Raw genomic sequence first — 15,074 nt, forward strand, 5'->3', positions numbered from 1 at the left:
CGTTACTGCCCCTCCTTTGTGGGGGCTCCTTCTGATCGAACGGATAAGAACCAAATGAGTATCGCTACAACGATGAAAATGCCGAATGCCCAACCTAAAACGATGACCTTGGTCTCACGGACTAGGTTGATATAGTCTTTGAAGGCCATGAAGCAGATTGAGGATAGCGCGGCAAAACCCATCGCCAAAGCCATCGGAGTAGAGGACTTTTCACCCTTTAATCCAAGGATCACGGACGAGATGCCCAGACCGGCGAGCCAGCCGACATAGCCCTTCGAGGAGAGCAGCACCGTTACCAGCATCGGCACCGAAACCATTAAGATGCACCAGAGGCCAGCGGCGATGTCTCGCTTGATACCTACGCGATGATGCGCCGTTAGCCACCACTCCCACGCGAGGATTGGGACTGCCGCGCCAATCAAGATGCCGACGAGGCCATAGTGTTGGGCGATGTCGAGAGCCCGCCCACTATCGCTAAAGAGCTCGCGGAACATGCGATAGAGCACAAGCGCCAACAACGGACTCATGCTGAGGAGCGCGCGCCCGTTCCTCATGGAAACACAGATCGCGAGACCGCCGAGAGCGGCAACAGACATACCGAAGCCCTTCGCCACGCCAAAAGCGAGAGTTGCAACACCCAGCCATATCAGGGTGGCAAGCATAAAGCCAAAGGAGCCCTTGTCGTCTTCGGGGAGAAGATAGTGCACAACGCAAGCAGCAACCGCGCTGCCCCCTAGCACTGTCCAAATCGACTGAAGCTCCAGTACGCGTTGGGTGATCAGCCATCCCGCACCCGTCATCAGGATCGCGATCAGAATCGGTGCGAAACTGCGCCGCTTGGGATGTCCTTCAACTACGCCCAGCACCAACACGGCGCAAATCGCGGCGACGAGGCCAAACGCTTGTCCCGAGAACTTTGCATAGTTTCCGGGGCCAATGCGTCCGAGCTGATCTGCTGCCGATACGGCAACACAAGCAAGCGTGGCATGACTGACGGATACAGATGCCGCACAACCTGAAGATGCCCAGGCGATGCCACCCAATCCAAGCGCGACACCAAACAAGAGTAGGGGCATGTGGTCCGGCTGGACGGTGGTGACCGTTGCGAAGGAGACTGCCGCGACGACGAGCGCGCCTATGGCAAATCCAACAGAAGAGACAGCTCTTTGCAACAGTCGATCCAAGACCGTCGCCATCAGGATGCCAACTGCACAACCAACAGCGGCTCCGTATAGGGTCAGAATAAGCTCTGAATTCAGGCGGGTCAAACCGAAGACGGCGGCGAGAAGCGCGAGCGAAACGATGACTAATCCGAGCGGATTAGCTCGCGAAGAGTCCTCCGAATCGGTTCGGCTGCGAACAAAAAGGGATGCGACGCCGATGGCGATCACAGCCCAAGGTAACCAAGAGATGGCCACTGATCAAACTCCTTGTGTATAGCGGTATGTGGACTTCCTGTCCGTTGGGACAGCCCAATGATGTTCATGAGCTATCAAGGCTTCCTTCGGGGTCTGCACCAAGATTCCTGCAAGGAATTGAACTCGAACAAAAAATGTGGAAAACTTTTTGGCTCAGGTTCAAAAACTGTGATCTACAAAGGAATTCCCGCGAGTTTTTTGAGGGCATCGACTTCTGTCTTTGCAAGAACTCGGCAAGCTCCCTTTGGAAGTTTGCCTAGGCTTACCGGGCCCAATCTCACTCGTCGAAGCCGTACGACCGGGGTTCCGATCGCATCGCACATCTTGCGCACCTGTCGGTTGCGGCCTTCGTGAATGACCAATGTAAAGGTTGTTTGTCCCCGTTTTGTGTCGGGGTAGACCTGACTGACCCTTGCCGGAGCGGTCTTCACACCATCGATGCGCATCCCCTTCTCTATGCGTTCGAGGGCCTTGTCATCGGGCATGCCGCTGACGGTGACGATGTACTCTTTCTCAATGCCGAAGCTTGGATGTGTCAAACGCTGGGCAAGCGGACCATCGTTCGTAAAGACCAACAGACCTTCCGTCTCCATATCCAGCCTTCCGACCGGCTTGACGAGCACATCCATTTCGGGCATCAGGTCGGCAACCGTCTTGCGATGTTGCGGATCGCTCATGGTTGTCACGTATCCAGCGGGCTTGTGCATCGCGATATAAGCCAGTCGCTGGGCCGCGATCGACTTCCCGTCGACCTTGATCTCATCACCCGGGGCAACCGACACGCCGAGTTCGGTGACGACCGCCCCGTTGACCATCACGCGCCCATCGACGATCCACTTCTCGGCGGTGCGTCGGCTGCAAAGCCCAGCATGAGCGATTCGCTTGTGCAGACGCTCCATGCCGTCGGTCCGACCGATCTGTCCGTGACTCGACTTCTGGACCTCTTTCAATAGATTCTTTGCTGAATTTGAAACTTTACGCACGCCGTCTCCCTGCCGCTGATTTGTAAAACTTTGATTGTCTTTTCTTTAACACAAGCGTTCCACCAACGAGCACTCCGCCAATGATGAGAAACGGCCAGCTTGCCACACGCGCCGCAAGAGGCGGCTGTTTCTCGACAGCATCAACGGCAAAGACCGGCAGCTCCTGGACCCAGCCGTTGCCATCCTTGAAGACGACAGTGCCCACCTTGGCTCCGGCCTCGACCGGTGCCACTAGATCTGATTTCAGCTTGAGCTCCTGCTTAATATCCGGTTTTGAGCCTTTCTTCAGCGCGTAGTACACGGGCTCTGCGATCTTTAGCGGCACAGTGGCCAGCACCCCCTCTTTAATGGGAGCTTCGCCGACACGTGTGTCCTTGGCAAAGGCGATCTGTCTCTCAAAGTTTTTGAACGCCCAGTCCATCATCGCTTTCTCGTCTGCTTTCCAATCCTCACTCGCCAGTATTACGGTGATGACTCGAAACCCGTTTCGCGTTGCACTGCCGACAAAACAGCTACCCGCCGGCCTTGTGTATCCTGTTTTGATGCCGTCGTGGGTGGGGTCCCACGTCAGGAATTTGTTCTTGCTGATGAGCCACAGATCTTCTTGATTGATGCTGCGGACAGTTTGGCGTTTGGGGGTATCCACGATCTTTCGGAACGCTGGGTTCTTCATCGCTTCACGCGCGATCTTCGCAAGATCGCTTGCCGTAGTGTAGTGATTGGGATCGTGCAGGCCGTTCGGGGTGACGAAGTTTGTGCTTGTGCAACCGATCTCTTTCGCCCGCTTGTTCAGTTCGGCAGCAAATGCCGGAACACTGCCGCTGATGTGAACCGCCACGGCACAGCACGCATCGTTTGCACTGCGCAGCATCATGGCATAGGCCAACTCCTCCGCCGTCATGACTTCGCCCGGCTTGAGGTGCAGGCTGGATTCAGGGATCGTTTCAATATCCCAGGGAGCAACGATCTTATCGGTCGGCAAAGTCTTTTCAAGAAGTATCAGCGTCGTCAGGATCTTTGTACAACTTGCTGGGAAGCGCTTGGCGTTGGCTTCCTTCGAGAAAAGGACACAGCCTGATTTCTCGTCGATGATGAGGGCGCTTTTCGCTTGGACCTGAAGCCCGGCCCCGCCCGATTCGGACGCGGGAGCCTGTAAAGCCAAGCAAGTCAGGGCGATGAGGGGAGCGAATCTGCAATTTCGCATAACCGGCAAGTGGTCAGTCTACCGGATTGAGCCGGATGGATCGCCTTAAGCGGGAGTCCTACGCGAGTCTGCACGTCCATGGCGTATGATGCGTCTATAGATCATGCGAAGTTTTTTCATTTTGTTTGCGGCGCTGCTTTCACTCTTGGTCGTTGCTCAGGCGAAGCAGGTTCAGGCTTCCGATCTGATCGGCAAATGGGACGGCAAATTCGAGATTGACTTCAATAAAGTGTCGTCAACACGCATGCCCCAAGAGATTGCGCAGATGAAAGAGATCGTGAAAACCCGACGCTATAGCTTTGAGTTTAGGAAGGATAAGACTTATGAATCGGTGGTGACGGCAGGCGCAAAGGTCGGGAACAAGACAAAGGGGACCTGGGCGCTTGACGGTAAGAAACTGACCTTGGTGGATACCGAGGTCTTGGGCAAACCGATCCCTAAAGAGAAGCGAAAGGATCAAGAGATGATCGTGGTCCAGACGGGCAAGACCGTGAAGCTCCAGGTCGCCAGCAACTTCGCGCCGACGTTTATTGTTCTGACGAAGCCAAAGAAATAGTAAGCACTCATGTGCTTTGCAACTATTCGAGCAAACTCCGCACAAACGCCACGCCCTTCTCGTGGAACTTCTTCGTCGGCAGTCCCCCCGGACCATATCGTGGAGTAGTCCCCACCTCTACCAAGCTCCCGCTCCCCTTTGCAGAGACATAAACCGGATGGAACCAGCCGTAGGATTTCCAATCGGGCATGCTTGTCAGGCAGACAGCGTTCTCAACATTGAAAGTCGTATCAACTTTGTAGACGCTGCTATCCATAAACTGTCGTAAGCGGTTCAAGACCTCTTCGGGTGGCAGAGGACACTCAAACTTCTCGGACAGCGATGGCTTCCGAGTGACTGTTTTACCTGCCGTTGCTGCGTTGGCCTTGACAAAACAGACCGCCCAAACCGCGGTCCCGCCGACTAACCCCATGAGTGCCCCAGAAAGCATAATCTGAACCTAACCCTTGATCTCTCCGTAGAACTTCCAAGACGTCCTAAAGTCAGGCGTCAGCTTCTGATCCGTCATTGCCGCTCTGACCATCTCGATCGGGATGCTGTTCTGTTGAATCACAAAATCGTGAAACGCCTTCGGTGTCATTTTCTTGGTTTTTACAAGGTCGTCATACATTGAGTTGATCTGCAGCGCCCCGAGCATATACGCCGCTTGATAAAGCGGGCCGTAATCTCCTCGGAAGCTTCGCCGCACTTCGGCGGTGGCGTTCTCCCGCTCATGCCCGACACGGTCAACCAAGAAGTCGATGCACTCTTGCGGTGTCATTTTGCCCAGATGGAAGCTCAGGGAGAAGATGATTCGCGCGCATCGATGCATGCGCCAAAAGAGCATTCCCACGCGGTTTTCCGGAGTCTTGGGGAAGCCCAGTTCCCACAGCAAGAACTCCCAGTGCAGCGCCCAGCCCTCTACCCAGAACGGCGTGTTGAACTCCTGCCGATACGACCGGTAGCGGTCCTGGATAAACCCTTGCAGGTGATGTCCGGGGATGAGCTCGTGGTGGACGACGGCTCGGCAGAAGTGCCGATTGTTGCCCCGCAAACTCATCATCTTCTCTTCTTGGGACATCGTATCGGTTGGGAAAGAGACCAGGATCGTCTCTCCGCCCAAGAAAAACGGGCTCGCCTTTTGCCGCTCCGCCGACATCATCTCCATGCGCCAAGTCTCTTCGCAGAGTTTGGGCACGGTGACGAGGTCGCGGGTCTTGACAAAGTCAATCGCTTCCAGCGCCATCTCACGGATCATCGCCGGCTGCTTGCCAGGTTCAACGTGGTCTTGCTTGACCTTCTCAAGCGCCTTCATCCAATCGTCGCCAAAGCCCATCTCCCGCGAAGCCTTCTTCATCTCGGCTTCGCACCAGGCAAACTCCTTATTGGCAATGACGACAAGCTGGTCCGGCGTGTACGGGATCATCTCGTAATCGAGCTCGGCCTGCAAGCCGTCGGCCCCGATCGGGTCGCCGATGATCGTCTTGGTGTCGCCCTCTTTTAGTCCAGCAAGGTTCTCCCGAACCGTGGATTCGTAGCTTTTGAGTGCATCATCGACGGCCTTATGCGGCTCTTTGCACCACCATGAGAAGATCGGATCGTAGCCGTTGTAGAACTTGAACCAGTCCGACAGTGTGCTGCGCAAGCTACCTATCGCATTCGCCCCTCGGTATCCAGCCGCCTTGCTCATCTTCAGCTTGTCGGGAAGTTTTTTAGGGTCCTCGATGGCCTTCTTTGCCTCATCGACTGCTTTCTTGAGATCGTTTAGGACAACGGCTGCTTTCTCTGAATCGATGTCTTCAAACCGCAATCTTGCCTCAGCCATATCCAGAATCGTCTTGGCGAACGGCATCAACGGGGCGATCTCTTTGCGCTTTTTGGCGTCAAGGTCGATCTGCTTGAGGGCGTGTTCAAGCTCATTTCGCAAGAGGATGTAGTCCACCTGCCCATCCTTGCTTAGGCCCACAAAGGCAACCTTTTTCAAATCCTTCAATGCTTCGTCATAGAAAGCCTTGAATCTCTTCTCACGCTCTTCGGATAGCGCGATCGGATACTTACGGCTGAGTGAAGAACGATCGGCGGAAAAATTGCGGATTCGGGGGGCGAGTTCGCTGTCCATGGCAGTTTGAGAGGCGGCTGAGCCGCACAAGCCCAGGCATAGCGCCAAGCATACCGCCGCGATTAGCGCCCCTTTAGCATTGAACGATTGCATCGCTCAAGCATATCCGAGCAGGGCGTGGGAGTGCGGCGCATTCGCGCCGCTTTGCACGGTGAGATTTGAATCTAACCGCCCAACTCTTTCTTCAAAAATCGATAGATGAATTCGTCCAGCGTTATGTCCCCTACCTTCGTCGACAGGGCCATCCCGTGCCCACCACCTTCCAATACGAACTTCTCGTAGCGCACGCCCACCTTGTCGGCTTGCTTCATGAGTTGCTCGCCGTAACTGAATGGGACGATCTTGTCATCTGCACCGTGGACGAGGAGGAACGGGACGTCGCCTTTCTTTAAGCTGCCGACCTGCTGATACATACTCCCCCAGAGGTTGACCACGCACTTCACGGGCACGGTCGAACGGGTTTCCCCGTACGTCACCAGCAATGCGGTGATGCTCCCCGCCGACGATCCCCCGATAGCGATGCGCTTGGGGTCGACTTTATAGGTCTTGGCGTTGCTCACGACCCAGTGCAGCGCGGTATCCGCATCTTCTACGGCTGCGGCGATGGCACGCTGGATGGGGACAGCGCCCTTGGTGGGAGGGTTATCGCCCTGTAGGCGGTATTGGATGTCGAAACAGGTGATACCGCGCCCGGCAAAGTAGCGCCCCAGCTGACCCATCATTCCACCCTTATTGCCACCGACGAAGCCACCGCCATGAATAATCACCATTGCCGGGAAAGGTCCTTCTCCCGCTGGCTGATAAACGTCCAGCTTGAGCGACTTCTCGCCGCCTTCAACCTTGGCCTTGGTGAATTCAACATCCCGAGTGATGATCGGTGTGGATTGGGTTGCCCGATCTTGGGGCTGATGCGGGGAACTCGATGCGAGCCCGCCCATGATCCCCAGATAGCAAACGAAAATGGTGGTCATACGCCCAAACATGTGCGCTAAGACGAGGGGAACACAGAAAAGATCAGTGAGGAAATCTGAGCTCTCGCTGCTTTCTTAAGCGGCGAACGGAGACCAAACTAACGAACAAGGCACAGAAGAAGAGTTATCGCCAGCAGAGCAAGTCAAAAACAGATTCAGCGTTCGCTTCACGTTCGAACTCTATCTGCAAAGATTCACCTTTCTCGTAGTACACGGTATAGCTGAGTCGACCGCCCGGCAATCGCTTCAGCTTCCCCGTTGGAACTGTGTCACGCTCGTGGGTTATGAAACTCTCGTTCCAAAGCGTGATCTCATCGTTTCGGACCTCCATCACGCCTTCTGCAAAGTGATCCCGCTTTGCACCGCAAGTCCAATAAGAAGCAATAGAGGCGTAGCCGTCGTCAATATCGAGGAAAATGCGGCTCCCATCCATATCGACTGCGTGACCGTCCTGATCGACTCCCGATGCAACGATCCAAAAGCCGCTTAAGGGATTCAATTCTCGAAGGAATTCGTGCAACAGGAAGAGGCCTGCGATTGCGGCAAGCAAATAGGCGAGATAACGCCTTGCATCCTTTGCATCGTCGTACATCGCAATGGTTGGACGAAGGCAAGATGTTTCAACGTTCGAAGTTCAGAACCGAGTTAAGACCTGGCTCTACTTACTGCTAACGCCATACAGCTGAGGTTGGGCGGGTGTCCACAGATCGCAAATCAGCAGACCCTCCTCCATCAGTTTGTAGCTCAGACGGATGCCTGCGGGCACATCGTCGTCAGCCACCAGTTCAGCGACGCGGATCTTGTCCTCACCCGATCCTTGGGTTCGGAGCTCTTCCATGGTTGTCGTTAACGTGCGGGTGAGGGAGCGGATAAACCCTGCATAGAGGATCTCCATCTCCTTGCATTTGGCTTCAGCCCGCTCACTCATGAGTACGGCTGGCCAATAGGCGGAGTAGTCCTGGCCTTTGAATTGAAGCGGCTTCCTTGCGCTTTCCATGCTGATATTGTAGCCCAGACCTCGACAAGTCCTTAGCCGACACTTCACCAAGCCCACGAAATGAAGTCGGCGGCGGCAAGCACAAGGGCGCTAATGCCGATCAATGTGAGCATCCGATTTCGTCGAAAGTGTTTGAAACTGATGTAGACAGCGGCTACGCTGACCAGCGCAAGGCAGTACAGGGTGGGGTGCCAAATCCTTGATATCTTTGGCATGCAAAGCCACAGGAATGAGACCATCAGAGTGAAGAGGAGGGCAACCCACTCTTGAGGCAATGCCGCAGGCTTCTTCAATGGTCGGGCCATCACGGATCGAAGTACTCCCTTGCTGTGGGATGCCGGACCTCTCCGCAACCTTTGCATGAAATGGCATCTGGCGCGTTGACAAATCCACAACCACAAGTCCACTCTGCCATGGGATCGGGTTGATCTGCTGGGTCGATGGATACGATTTTCGGAGGCTTTCTTGACTGGTTGCAGGAGGCGCAGATGTCCAGCGTTGGGTCGTTGGAATAGCCACAATCGCACTCCCAGCGTGGCCCGAGCCCTCCCGCTTCGATGTATCCCGCCGGATAGTGGTCACCCTCAATTCCTTGGACCTGCTTGAAGTGCTCAAGGCGCATGAAGTACACCTCGGTGAATCGGCACGCGTTGCAACTGAGCAGGGTGACAATCTGCGAGTCGATGTTGAGGTAGGCAGACATGCCGCCGCTGGGTCCGCGCATCTCCGAAAGCGTGAATCCTTGGTGCCCGCACTTCATGCACTGAAAGTCAAAGGCCATGGCTTGACTGAGAATACTGGTTTTACGACCGGCAGGGTTTCATGTACGCTTAACTGCCCCTAAGCCGGATGGAATACGACCTTTGCAGATCAGCGGTCGGCCCGATCTCAGGCCAGGCAACCCCGGACCGGTGTACGCAGTATTTCCTTGGTGTGCGACTATCATAGTTGGTGTTCGCCGCCAAGTTGGAGATCGCCGACCTTATGCTCATCCTGATAATCGTATTGGTGCTCCTTCTTGTTGGTCACATCGCCGGAACAAAGAAGTTTCGGGCAAACCAGGAACGGAAAAGACTTCGCCAAGAGTGGGCGGAACAGAACGGATACGAGATGGCCGATCCGGTGAACCGTCGAGCCTCCCCCCTGATCGCCTCAAGGTACGGGGTGAGCAAGACCTTCATCAAGGACTACGCAAGGTTAGCGCCCATGAAAGTGGCTCCCGGCAGAGCCTTCGACGTTGTGCAGGGCCAGCGCAACGAGTTTCGCTTCACCCTCTTCGACTATGTGGTCAAACCAAACGCGAGTACGCCCCTGCCCTACAGCGTGATCGTCCTTGAGGTGCCGATGCTCATCCCGAGTTTCACGCTACGCCCCAAGATGGCGTGGCATCAGCAGCTTGGAGTAAAAAAGGGGGAAGAGCGGTTGATCGACTTTCCCGGCCTTGGGCAATCGCTGGTTTTGGAGGCTCCCGACAACACACTTGCCCTGAACAGCCTAACGCACGAGTTCTTTATGGAGGTTGTGAAAACGGGAGCGGTGCGGTGGATGTCGACCGGGAGAAGGCTGACAATGGTGCGTGTTGGGCAACTATCGGAAGATAAGCTTGAGGAGTTGCTGGATGGGGCAATTACGGTGGCAAGGATGCTGCTGGAAAGGCCAGTGGTTGGGTAGGGCGATCAGGGGTCGAAACTGCCCGCTCTATCCGGGTCCCATGGTTCTGAGCAGTTCGTGCATGTGGTTGCGGCGGCTTCGTTCACGAATCCGCATGAGCACACCCATCCTCCCATTTCCTCTATTGTCTTTTCTGGCTCAAAGACCTTGTATCCGTACCTTTCTTCCTGACCGATGCGAGGGTGAAACAGCTCGATGTGTCCGCATTCTGGGCAGATAAAACGGTGAGCATAGTCGGTCATGAACGCCTTGTAGTGGGACGGTGGCTTCTCAGATACGCCAAGCGGAGTGATGTCGACCGTACCAAAACGTTGGAGCTCGACATTACAGCGCATACAGAGAAGATTTGATGGCATCTGTTGATGTTTTTACCGCGAACGAGAGGGTTGATTGCGGATGGTGACGATCACGTCGGAAAACTCGAAGTTCACGGCATGGTGTCCGGCGAAAAATGGATGGGGGCCTTTACCACAGATTGGTTCTCGTACGTCATCGTGAGCTTATAGGTTTCATGGGCGACGATTGCCCATTCCTCTTTGGGAGCTTCGTCGGTCCCTCCATAACTGCAGTTATGGCGGGTATATCTCCCTTCAGTGGGTGATCGTGGTTATCGAAGTGAATACCGACATTGGAAGAACTGGGGACAAGGTGGCTCTTGCGTGTTCATAACCAGTACCACTCTTGACTTCGGAGAGGTCTTTGTCAGACCAGAAACGAAGCAGATCGTCCTGGAATCGATTATTCGCCAGCACCAGATCCGGAACGCGATTCTTGATGCCTACGTTGTGATGTCCAATCACATTCACCTTCTGACTCGTTTACCGGAAGAGATCTCTGTAAGCCGATTCGTTCAGCGACTGAAGATAGATTGTTCACGGCGGGTGCTGCCCACTTTGACGCCTCGGGAAGTCCAACTACTCTCCAGGCAGTCCGGGCTGGACAATCGTAAGCTATGGCAAAGAAGTTTCCGAAGTGTAGTTATTCTTAGTGAGACGACGCACCGTCAGAAAATGAGCTACATTCACACGAATCCTGTTCGGGCTGAACTGGTCGCCTTGCCTGAGGAATATCACTGGTCAAGCTCGCGATTGCTTTGTGAAGGGAAATGGTCGGAGGAACGAGGGTTGATGGACTCGTTGCCTATTGTCTCTCTCGACTGATCTCATTTAGTACCCTCCATAACAGTGATCAGTCTAACCCAGATTACTGAATAAACGATCCCTCCACATCTGCCGATGTGGAGGGTACTAACTCTTTGATTGAGCCCCAAGTGTGGGCAACATACACTTGCAATAATTACCCTCCATAACAGCAGTTATGGAGGGATCATCCTGCAGGTAGTACCTAGCTACACCCACTCGTGCTTCCACAACTCATACACTTTAGACACACGCCGTTCCGGACCAAAGTAAAGGCCCCGCATTCGTTGCACGGGTCGCCTTCGTACCCTTTCAGGCGAGCCTCCCGGATCTTGTCGGCGACGCCCGATTGGGGTTGAGCCGTCGGTTGGACTGCCGTCAGTTGAGAGATTGAGACCGTTTCTGGCTGGGCAGCGGTGCTGGTGACGATGGCAGAGCGGGCGACCGTGGCGCTATTATCTCCACCCCCACCCCTTCCCTCCCCCGTCGACGGGGAGGGTGACGAATGACCTTGAGTTGAGGAGGCAGCACCCTCACGGGCCTCTCCCACTGAGGAAGAGGAACCTCGATCTTCAATGCTTTGAGCGGAGGGTTCAGAACCGTTCGATTCGCCACGGTCAAAGCCTGCCGAATCGTGCGACTCTCGCGTGATGCCGGGCACGTGCCCTTCCACATCACCACCATCCTCTTCGTCATCAAAGTCAGGATCGTTGTCCGGTCGCCCGACTGTGTCGCCGCGCAGGTCTTCCGGCTTCACTTGGACCAGATCGTTCCGTCCCAGATAGCTAAAGGCGAGTTCGCGGAAGATGTAGTCGATCACCGACGTGCTCATCTTGATATTCTCGTGGCCCTGCACTGAACCGTTCGGCTCGAAGCGGGTGAAGACGAACGCCTCGGCATACTCTTCCAGCGGCACACCGTACTGCAAGCCCAGCGAGATTGCGATAGCGAAGCAGTTCATGAGCGACCGGAAAGCGGCGCCCTCGCGGTGCATATCGATGAAGATTTCACCCAGTGCGCCGTCTTCATATTCGCCCGTTCTCAGGTAGACCTTGTGCCCGCCGACCCTCGCCTTTTGCGTGTAGCCCCGCCTTCGAGAAGGCAACGGACGACGCTTGGCGATGTATCGGTAGACCAGCTTTTGCGCGGTCTGACGGATGATCTCGTGTTGAGAAATCTCTTCGCTCTCGTTCTCAAGCTCGCCTGAACCGTCGATTGAGGCTTCTAAAATGGCCGCGGCGGCATCGTCGGTACTTGCGTTCAGCGGTTGGCTGAGCTTGCTGCCGTCGCGATACAGCGCGTTGGCCTTGAGGCAGAGCTGCCAAGACAGCCAATAGGCATTGCTGACGTCTTCGATGGTGGCGTCGCCAGGGAGGTTGATGGTCTTGGAGATAGCCCCGCTGAGGAATGGCTGAGATGCGCCCATCATGCGAATATGGCCTTCGGCGCTGATGTAGCGCTTGCCCTTCTTGCCGCACTTGTTTGCGCAGTCGAAGACCGGATAGTGCTCCACCTTCAGGTGCGGAGCGCCCTCAATGGTCATCGCGCCGCAAACGTACTCGTTTGCCGCCTCGACCTCTTCTTTGCTAAAGCCCAATTCGGTGAGCATGTCGAAGCTCCAGTCATTGAGCTGAGCATCGGTAAAGCCCAGCGCATCACGGCAGAAGTCTTCGCCGAGGGTGAACTTGTTGAAGACGAATTTGAGTTCAAACGCGTTCTCCAAGGCTTCTTCCAGCTTCTCGATGACCTCGGGAGTGAAGCCCTTGGCGGTGAGCGTTTCGTGATTGATGACGGGTGCGCCCTTAAGCGTTTTGCGGCCGAGGCAGTAGGCGATAATCTCCTCACCTTGCTCCTTTGTGTAGCCCAGATTCTTGAGCGCGACGGGGAGCGACTGGTTAATGATCTTGAAATAACCGCCACCGGCAAGCTTCTTGAATTTGACGAGGGCGAAGTCCGGTTCGACTCCGGTCGTGTCGCAGTCCATGATGAGGCCGATCGTGCCTGTGGGGGCGAGAACGGTGACCTGGGCGTTTCGGTATCCGTGGGCTTCGCCAAGCTCAACCGCACGGTCCCACGCATTCCTAGCCGCCCTAAGCATATCGACGGGGCACTCGTCCGGGTCGATCCCAACTGGGGTGATCGTGAGGCCTTCGTATTCGTCTTTGGGCGCGTTGTAGGCGGCTCTTCTGTGGTTGCGCATGACGCGGAGCATGTGCTCCTTGTTTCGCGAGTAGCCCCGGAATGTGCCGACTTCGGCCGCCATTTCGGCGCTCGTGGCGTAGGACTCGCCGCCCATCACCGCCGTCAGCGCTCCGCAGATCGCGCGGCCTTGTGGGCTGTCGTAAGCGATGCCCATCTGCATGAGCAATGCGCCGATGTTTGCATAACCCAGGCCAAGCGTTCGGAACTCGTAGCTGAGTTCAGCGATCGACTTCGACGGGAACTGCGCCATGAGGACGGAAATCTCCAGCACCATCGTCCAAAGTCGGGTTGCGTGGATGTAACCGTTCATGTCGAACTCGCCCTTTTCTGGGTCGTAGAATCGGGTGAGGTTCATGGAGGCGAGGTTGCAGGCCGTGTCGTCGAGGAACATATACTCGCTGCACGGGTTGCTAGCGTTGATGCGACCGTCAGCCGGGCATGTGTGCCACTCGTTGATGGTGCTGTCGTACTGCAGGCCAGGGTCGGCGCAGGACCATGCCGAGAAGCAGATGTCGTCCCAAAGCTCGCGCGCGCTGACAGTTTTGTGAACCTTGCCGTCTACTCGGCGCTTCAGTTCCCAATCGGTGTTGTTTTCAACGGCGAAAAAGAATTCGTTAGGCACCCGAACGGAGTTGTTCGAATTCTGTCCGCTCACGGTGATGTACGCTTCGCTTTCGTAGCCAGTGTCGAAGGTTGGGAAGTCGATGCCGGTGAATCCCATCTCGGCGAGTTGGATAACGCGCTGAATGTAGTTGACGCTGACGCCGTAAAGTTTGGCTTCGGCGATAGCTTTGCGAAGGTCGGCGTTCTTGCGAGGGTTGAATTTATCTGCTTCGTTCCCTTCTCCTGAACGTCCAGGTGCCTCAACGCCTGACGCCGAATGGCACGCCTTCATGATTGCATTCAGGTGCAGGTTATTGAGCTGCGAACCGGTGACCAAAGCGGCGACTTTTTGCTCTTCTTTCACCTTCCAGTTGATGAACGTGTCGATATCTGGATGGTCCATGTCCAGACAAACCATCTTCGCCGCGCGACGGGTGGTTCCGCCGGATTTGATGGCTCCGGCGCTGCGGTCGCCGACCTTGAGGAAGCTCATCAGACCGCTGGATTTTCCACCACCGCTGAGCTTTTCGTTCTCGCCGCGAATCTTGGAAAAATTCGTGCCGACTCCCGAGCCGTACTTGAAGATTCGGGCTTCACGGGTCCAGAGGTCCATGATTCCGCCCTCGTTCACGAGGTCGTCTTTCACGCTGAGGATAAAGCAGGCGTGGGGCTGAGGCCGCTCATAAGCGTTTGCGCTTTTCATGAGCTTTTTGGAATCGGGATCGACGTATTGGTGTCCCTGTGCGTTGCCGGTGATGCCGTAAGCAAAGTGCAGGCCGGTGTTGAACCATTGCGGGCTATTCGGGGCGGCATATTGCATGGCGAGCATGTAGCTCAGCTCATCGTAAAACGCTTGCGCGTCCTCGTCGGTATCGAAATAGTTGTACTTTTGCCCCCAATACCGCCAGCACCCTGCCAGCCGGTGGAAAACTTCACGCGAATCTGTCTCGCAGTCGGCGTCCTCTTTTGTCCATTCGCTTAGGTTGGCTAGTGTTTTATCGCCCTCTTTCAACCCTGCTTTGCGGAAGTATTTTTGAGCAAGGATGTCGGTGGCAACCTGCGACCAATGGGACGGCACCATAACCTTTTCCATAAGGAATACGGTGCTTCCGTCGGTGTTCTTTATCTCGCTTTTTCGCGGTTCAAACTTAATCCCAGAATAGGGGCTTTGCCCAGCTTTTGTATAGTAACGCGCAATCTTCATAGTCTTCCTGACCCTCTTTTATTAGGTT

15 protein-coding genes are annotated in these 15,074 nt (G+C 55.3%); 3 read left to right on the plus strand and 12 right to left on the minus strand.

From position 1 onward, the window contains the following. Positions 1–2: 2 nt before the first annotated feature. From KF784_14860 to KF784_14870, 3 genes are all read right to left on the minus strand, one after another. Positions 3–1,418 carry a hypothetical protein gene (locus KF784_14860; protein MBX3120340.1) on the minus strand — a complete coding sequence of 472 codons (1,416 nt, stop codon included), beginning with the start codon at positions 1,416–1,418 and terminating at the stop codon, positions 3–5. A 173-nt stretch (positions 1,419–1,591) separates the two neighbouring features. Then, positions 1,592–2,401 carry an rRNA pseudouridine synthase gene (locus KF784_14865; protein ID MBX3120341.1) on the minus strand — a complete coding sequence of 270 codons (810 nt, stop codon included), beginning with the start codon at positions 2,399–2,401 and terminating at the stop codon, positions 1,592–1,594. Then, positions 2,394–3,614 carry a D-alanyl-D-alanine carboxypeptidase gene (locus KF784_14870; protein MBX3120342.1) on the minus strand — a complete coding sequence of 407 codons (1,221 nt, stop codon included), beginning with the start codon at positions 3,612–3,614 and terminating at the stop codon, positions 2,394–2,396. The genes KF784_14865 and KF784_14870 overlap by 8 nt, the downstream gene beginning before the upstream one ends. Positions 3,615–3,708: 94 nt before the next feature. Between KF784_14870 and KF784_14875 the strand changes: the two genes are divergently transcribed. Next, positions 3,709–4,161 carry a hypothetical protein gene (locus tag KF784_14875; GenBank protein ID MBX3120343.1) on the plus strand — a complete coding sequence of 151 codons (453 nt, stop codon included), beginning with the start codon at positions 3,709–3,711 and terminating at the stop codon, positions 4,159–4,161. 22 nt (positions 4,162–4,183) lie between these two features. Here the strand turns inward: KF784_14875 and KF784_14880 are convergent, their stop codons facing one another. From KF784_14880 to KF784_14910, 7 genes are all read right to left on the minus strand, one after another. Continuing rightward, positions 4,184–4,591, minus strand: coding sequence for a hypothetical protein (locus KF784_14880; protein MBX3120344.1), 408 nt, complete (start codon positions 4,589–4,591; stop codon positions 4,184–4,186). Positions 4,592–4,600: 9 nt separating this feature from the next. Further along, complete coding sequence (locus tag KF784_14885) at positions 4,601–6,352, minus strand: DUF885 family protein (GenBank protein MBX3120345.1); 1,752 nt, start codon at positions 6,350–6,352, stop codon at positions 4,601–4,603. A gap of 71 nt (positions 6,353–6,423) precedes the next feature. Beyond that, positions 6,424–7,230 (minus strand): alpha/beta hydrolase, encoded by an 807-nt coding sequence (locus KF784_14890; protein MBX3120346.1) that lies wholly within the window; start codon positions 7,228–7,230, stop codon positions 6,424–6,426. A gap of 124 nt (positions 7,231–7,354) precedes the next feature. Then, the gene (locus KF784_14895) at positions 7,355–7,822 is read right to left on the minus strand and encodes a hypothetical protein (protein ID MBX3120347.1); all 468 of its coding nucleotides are present in this window, start codon (positions 7,820–7,822) and stop codon (positions 7,355–7,357) included. Between the two features lie 66 nt (positions 7,823–7,888). Next, positions 7,889–8,227: a hypothetical protein gene (locus KF784_14900; GenBank protein MBX3120348.1), complete on the minus strand. Its 339-nt coding sequence runs from the start codon at positions 8,225–8,227 to the stop codon at positions 7,889–7,891. Positions 8,228–8,271: 44 nt separating this feature from the next. Continuing rightward, positions 8,272–8,532 carry a hypothetical protein gene (locus KF784_14905; protein MBX3120349.1) on the minus strand — a complete coding sequence of 87 codons (261 nt, stop codon included), beginning with the start codon at positions 8,530–8,532 and terminating at the stop codon, positions 8,272–8,274. After that, positions 8,532–9,008, minus strand: coding sequence for a hypothetical protein (locus KF784_14910; GenBank protein MBX3120350.1), 477 nt, complete (start codon positions 9,006–9,008; stop codon positions 8,532–8,534). Before KF784_14910 ends, KF784_14905 begins: the two co-directional genes overlap by 1 nt. A 170-nt stretch (positions 9,009–9,178) precedes the next feature. Between KF784_14910 and KF784_14915 the strand changes: the two genes are divergently transcribed. Continuing rightward, a complete protein-coding gene (locus tag KF784_14915) occupies positions 9,179–9,898 on the plus strand; it encodes a hypothetical protein (protein ID MBX3120351.1) in 720 nt (239 codons plus the stop codon). 5 nt (positions 9,899–9,903) lie between these two features. Here the strand turns inward: KF784_14915 and KF784_14920 are convergent, their stop codons facing one another. Next, positions 9,904–10,254 (minus strand): hypothetical protein, encoded by a 351-nt coding sequence (locus tag KF784_14920; protein ID MBX3120352.1) that lies wholly within the window; start codon positions 10,252–10,254, stop codon positions 9,904–9,906. Positions 10,255–10,557: 303 nt separating this feature from the next. Here KF784_14920 and KF784_14925 point away from each other — a divergent pair, with 303 nt between their 5' ends. Continuing rightward, the gene (locus KF784_14925; GenBank protein ID MBX3120353.1) at positions 10,558–11,058 is read left to right on the plus strand and encodes a transposase; all 501 of its coding nucleotides are present in this window, start codon (positions 10,558–10,560) and stop codon (positions 11,056–11,058) included. A 184-nt stretch (positions 11,059–11,242) separates the two neighbouring features. Here the strand turns inward: KF784_14925 and KF784_14930 are convergent, their stop codons facing one another. Further along, a complete protein-coding gene (locus KF784_14930) occupies positions 11,243–15,046 on the minus strand; it encodes a vitamin B12-dependent ribonucleotide reductase (GenBank protein MBX3120354.1) in 3,804 nt (1,267 codons plus the stop codon). Positions 15,047–15,074: the final 28 nt, after the last annotated feature.

The sequence above is a fragment of the Fimbriimonadaceae bacterium genome, assembly GCA_019638775.1.
In the GTDB taxonomy this organism is placed as follows: domain Bacteria; phylum Armatimonadota; class Fimbriimonadia; order Fimbriimonadales; family Fimbriimonadaceae; genus JAHBTD01.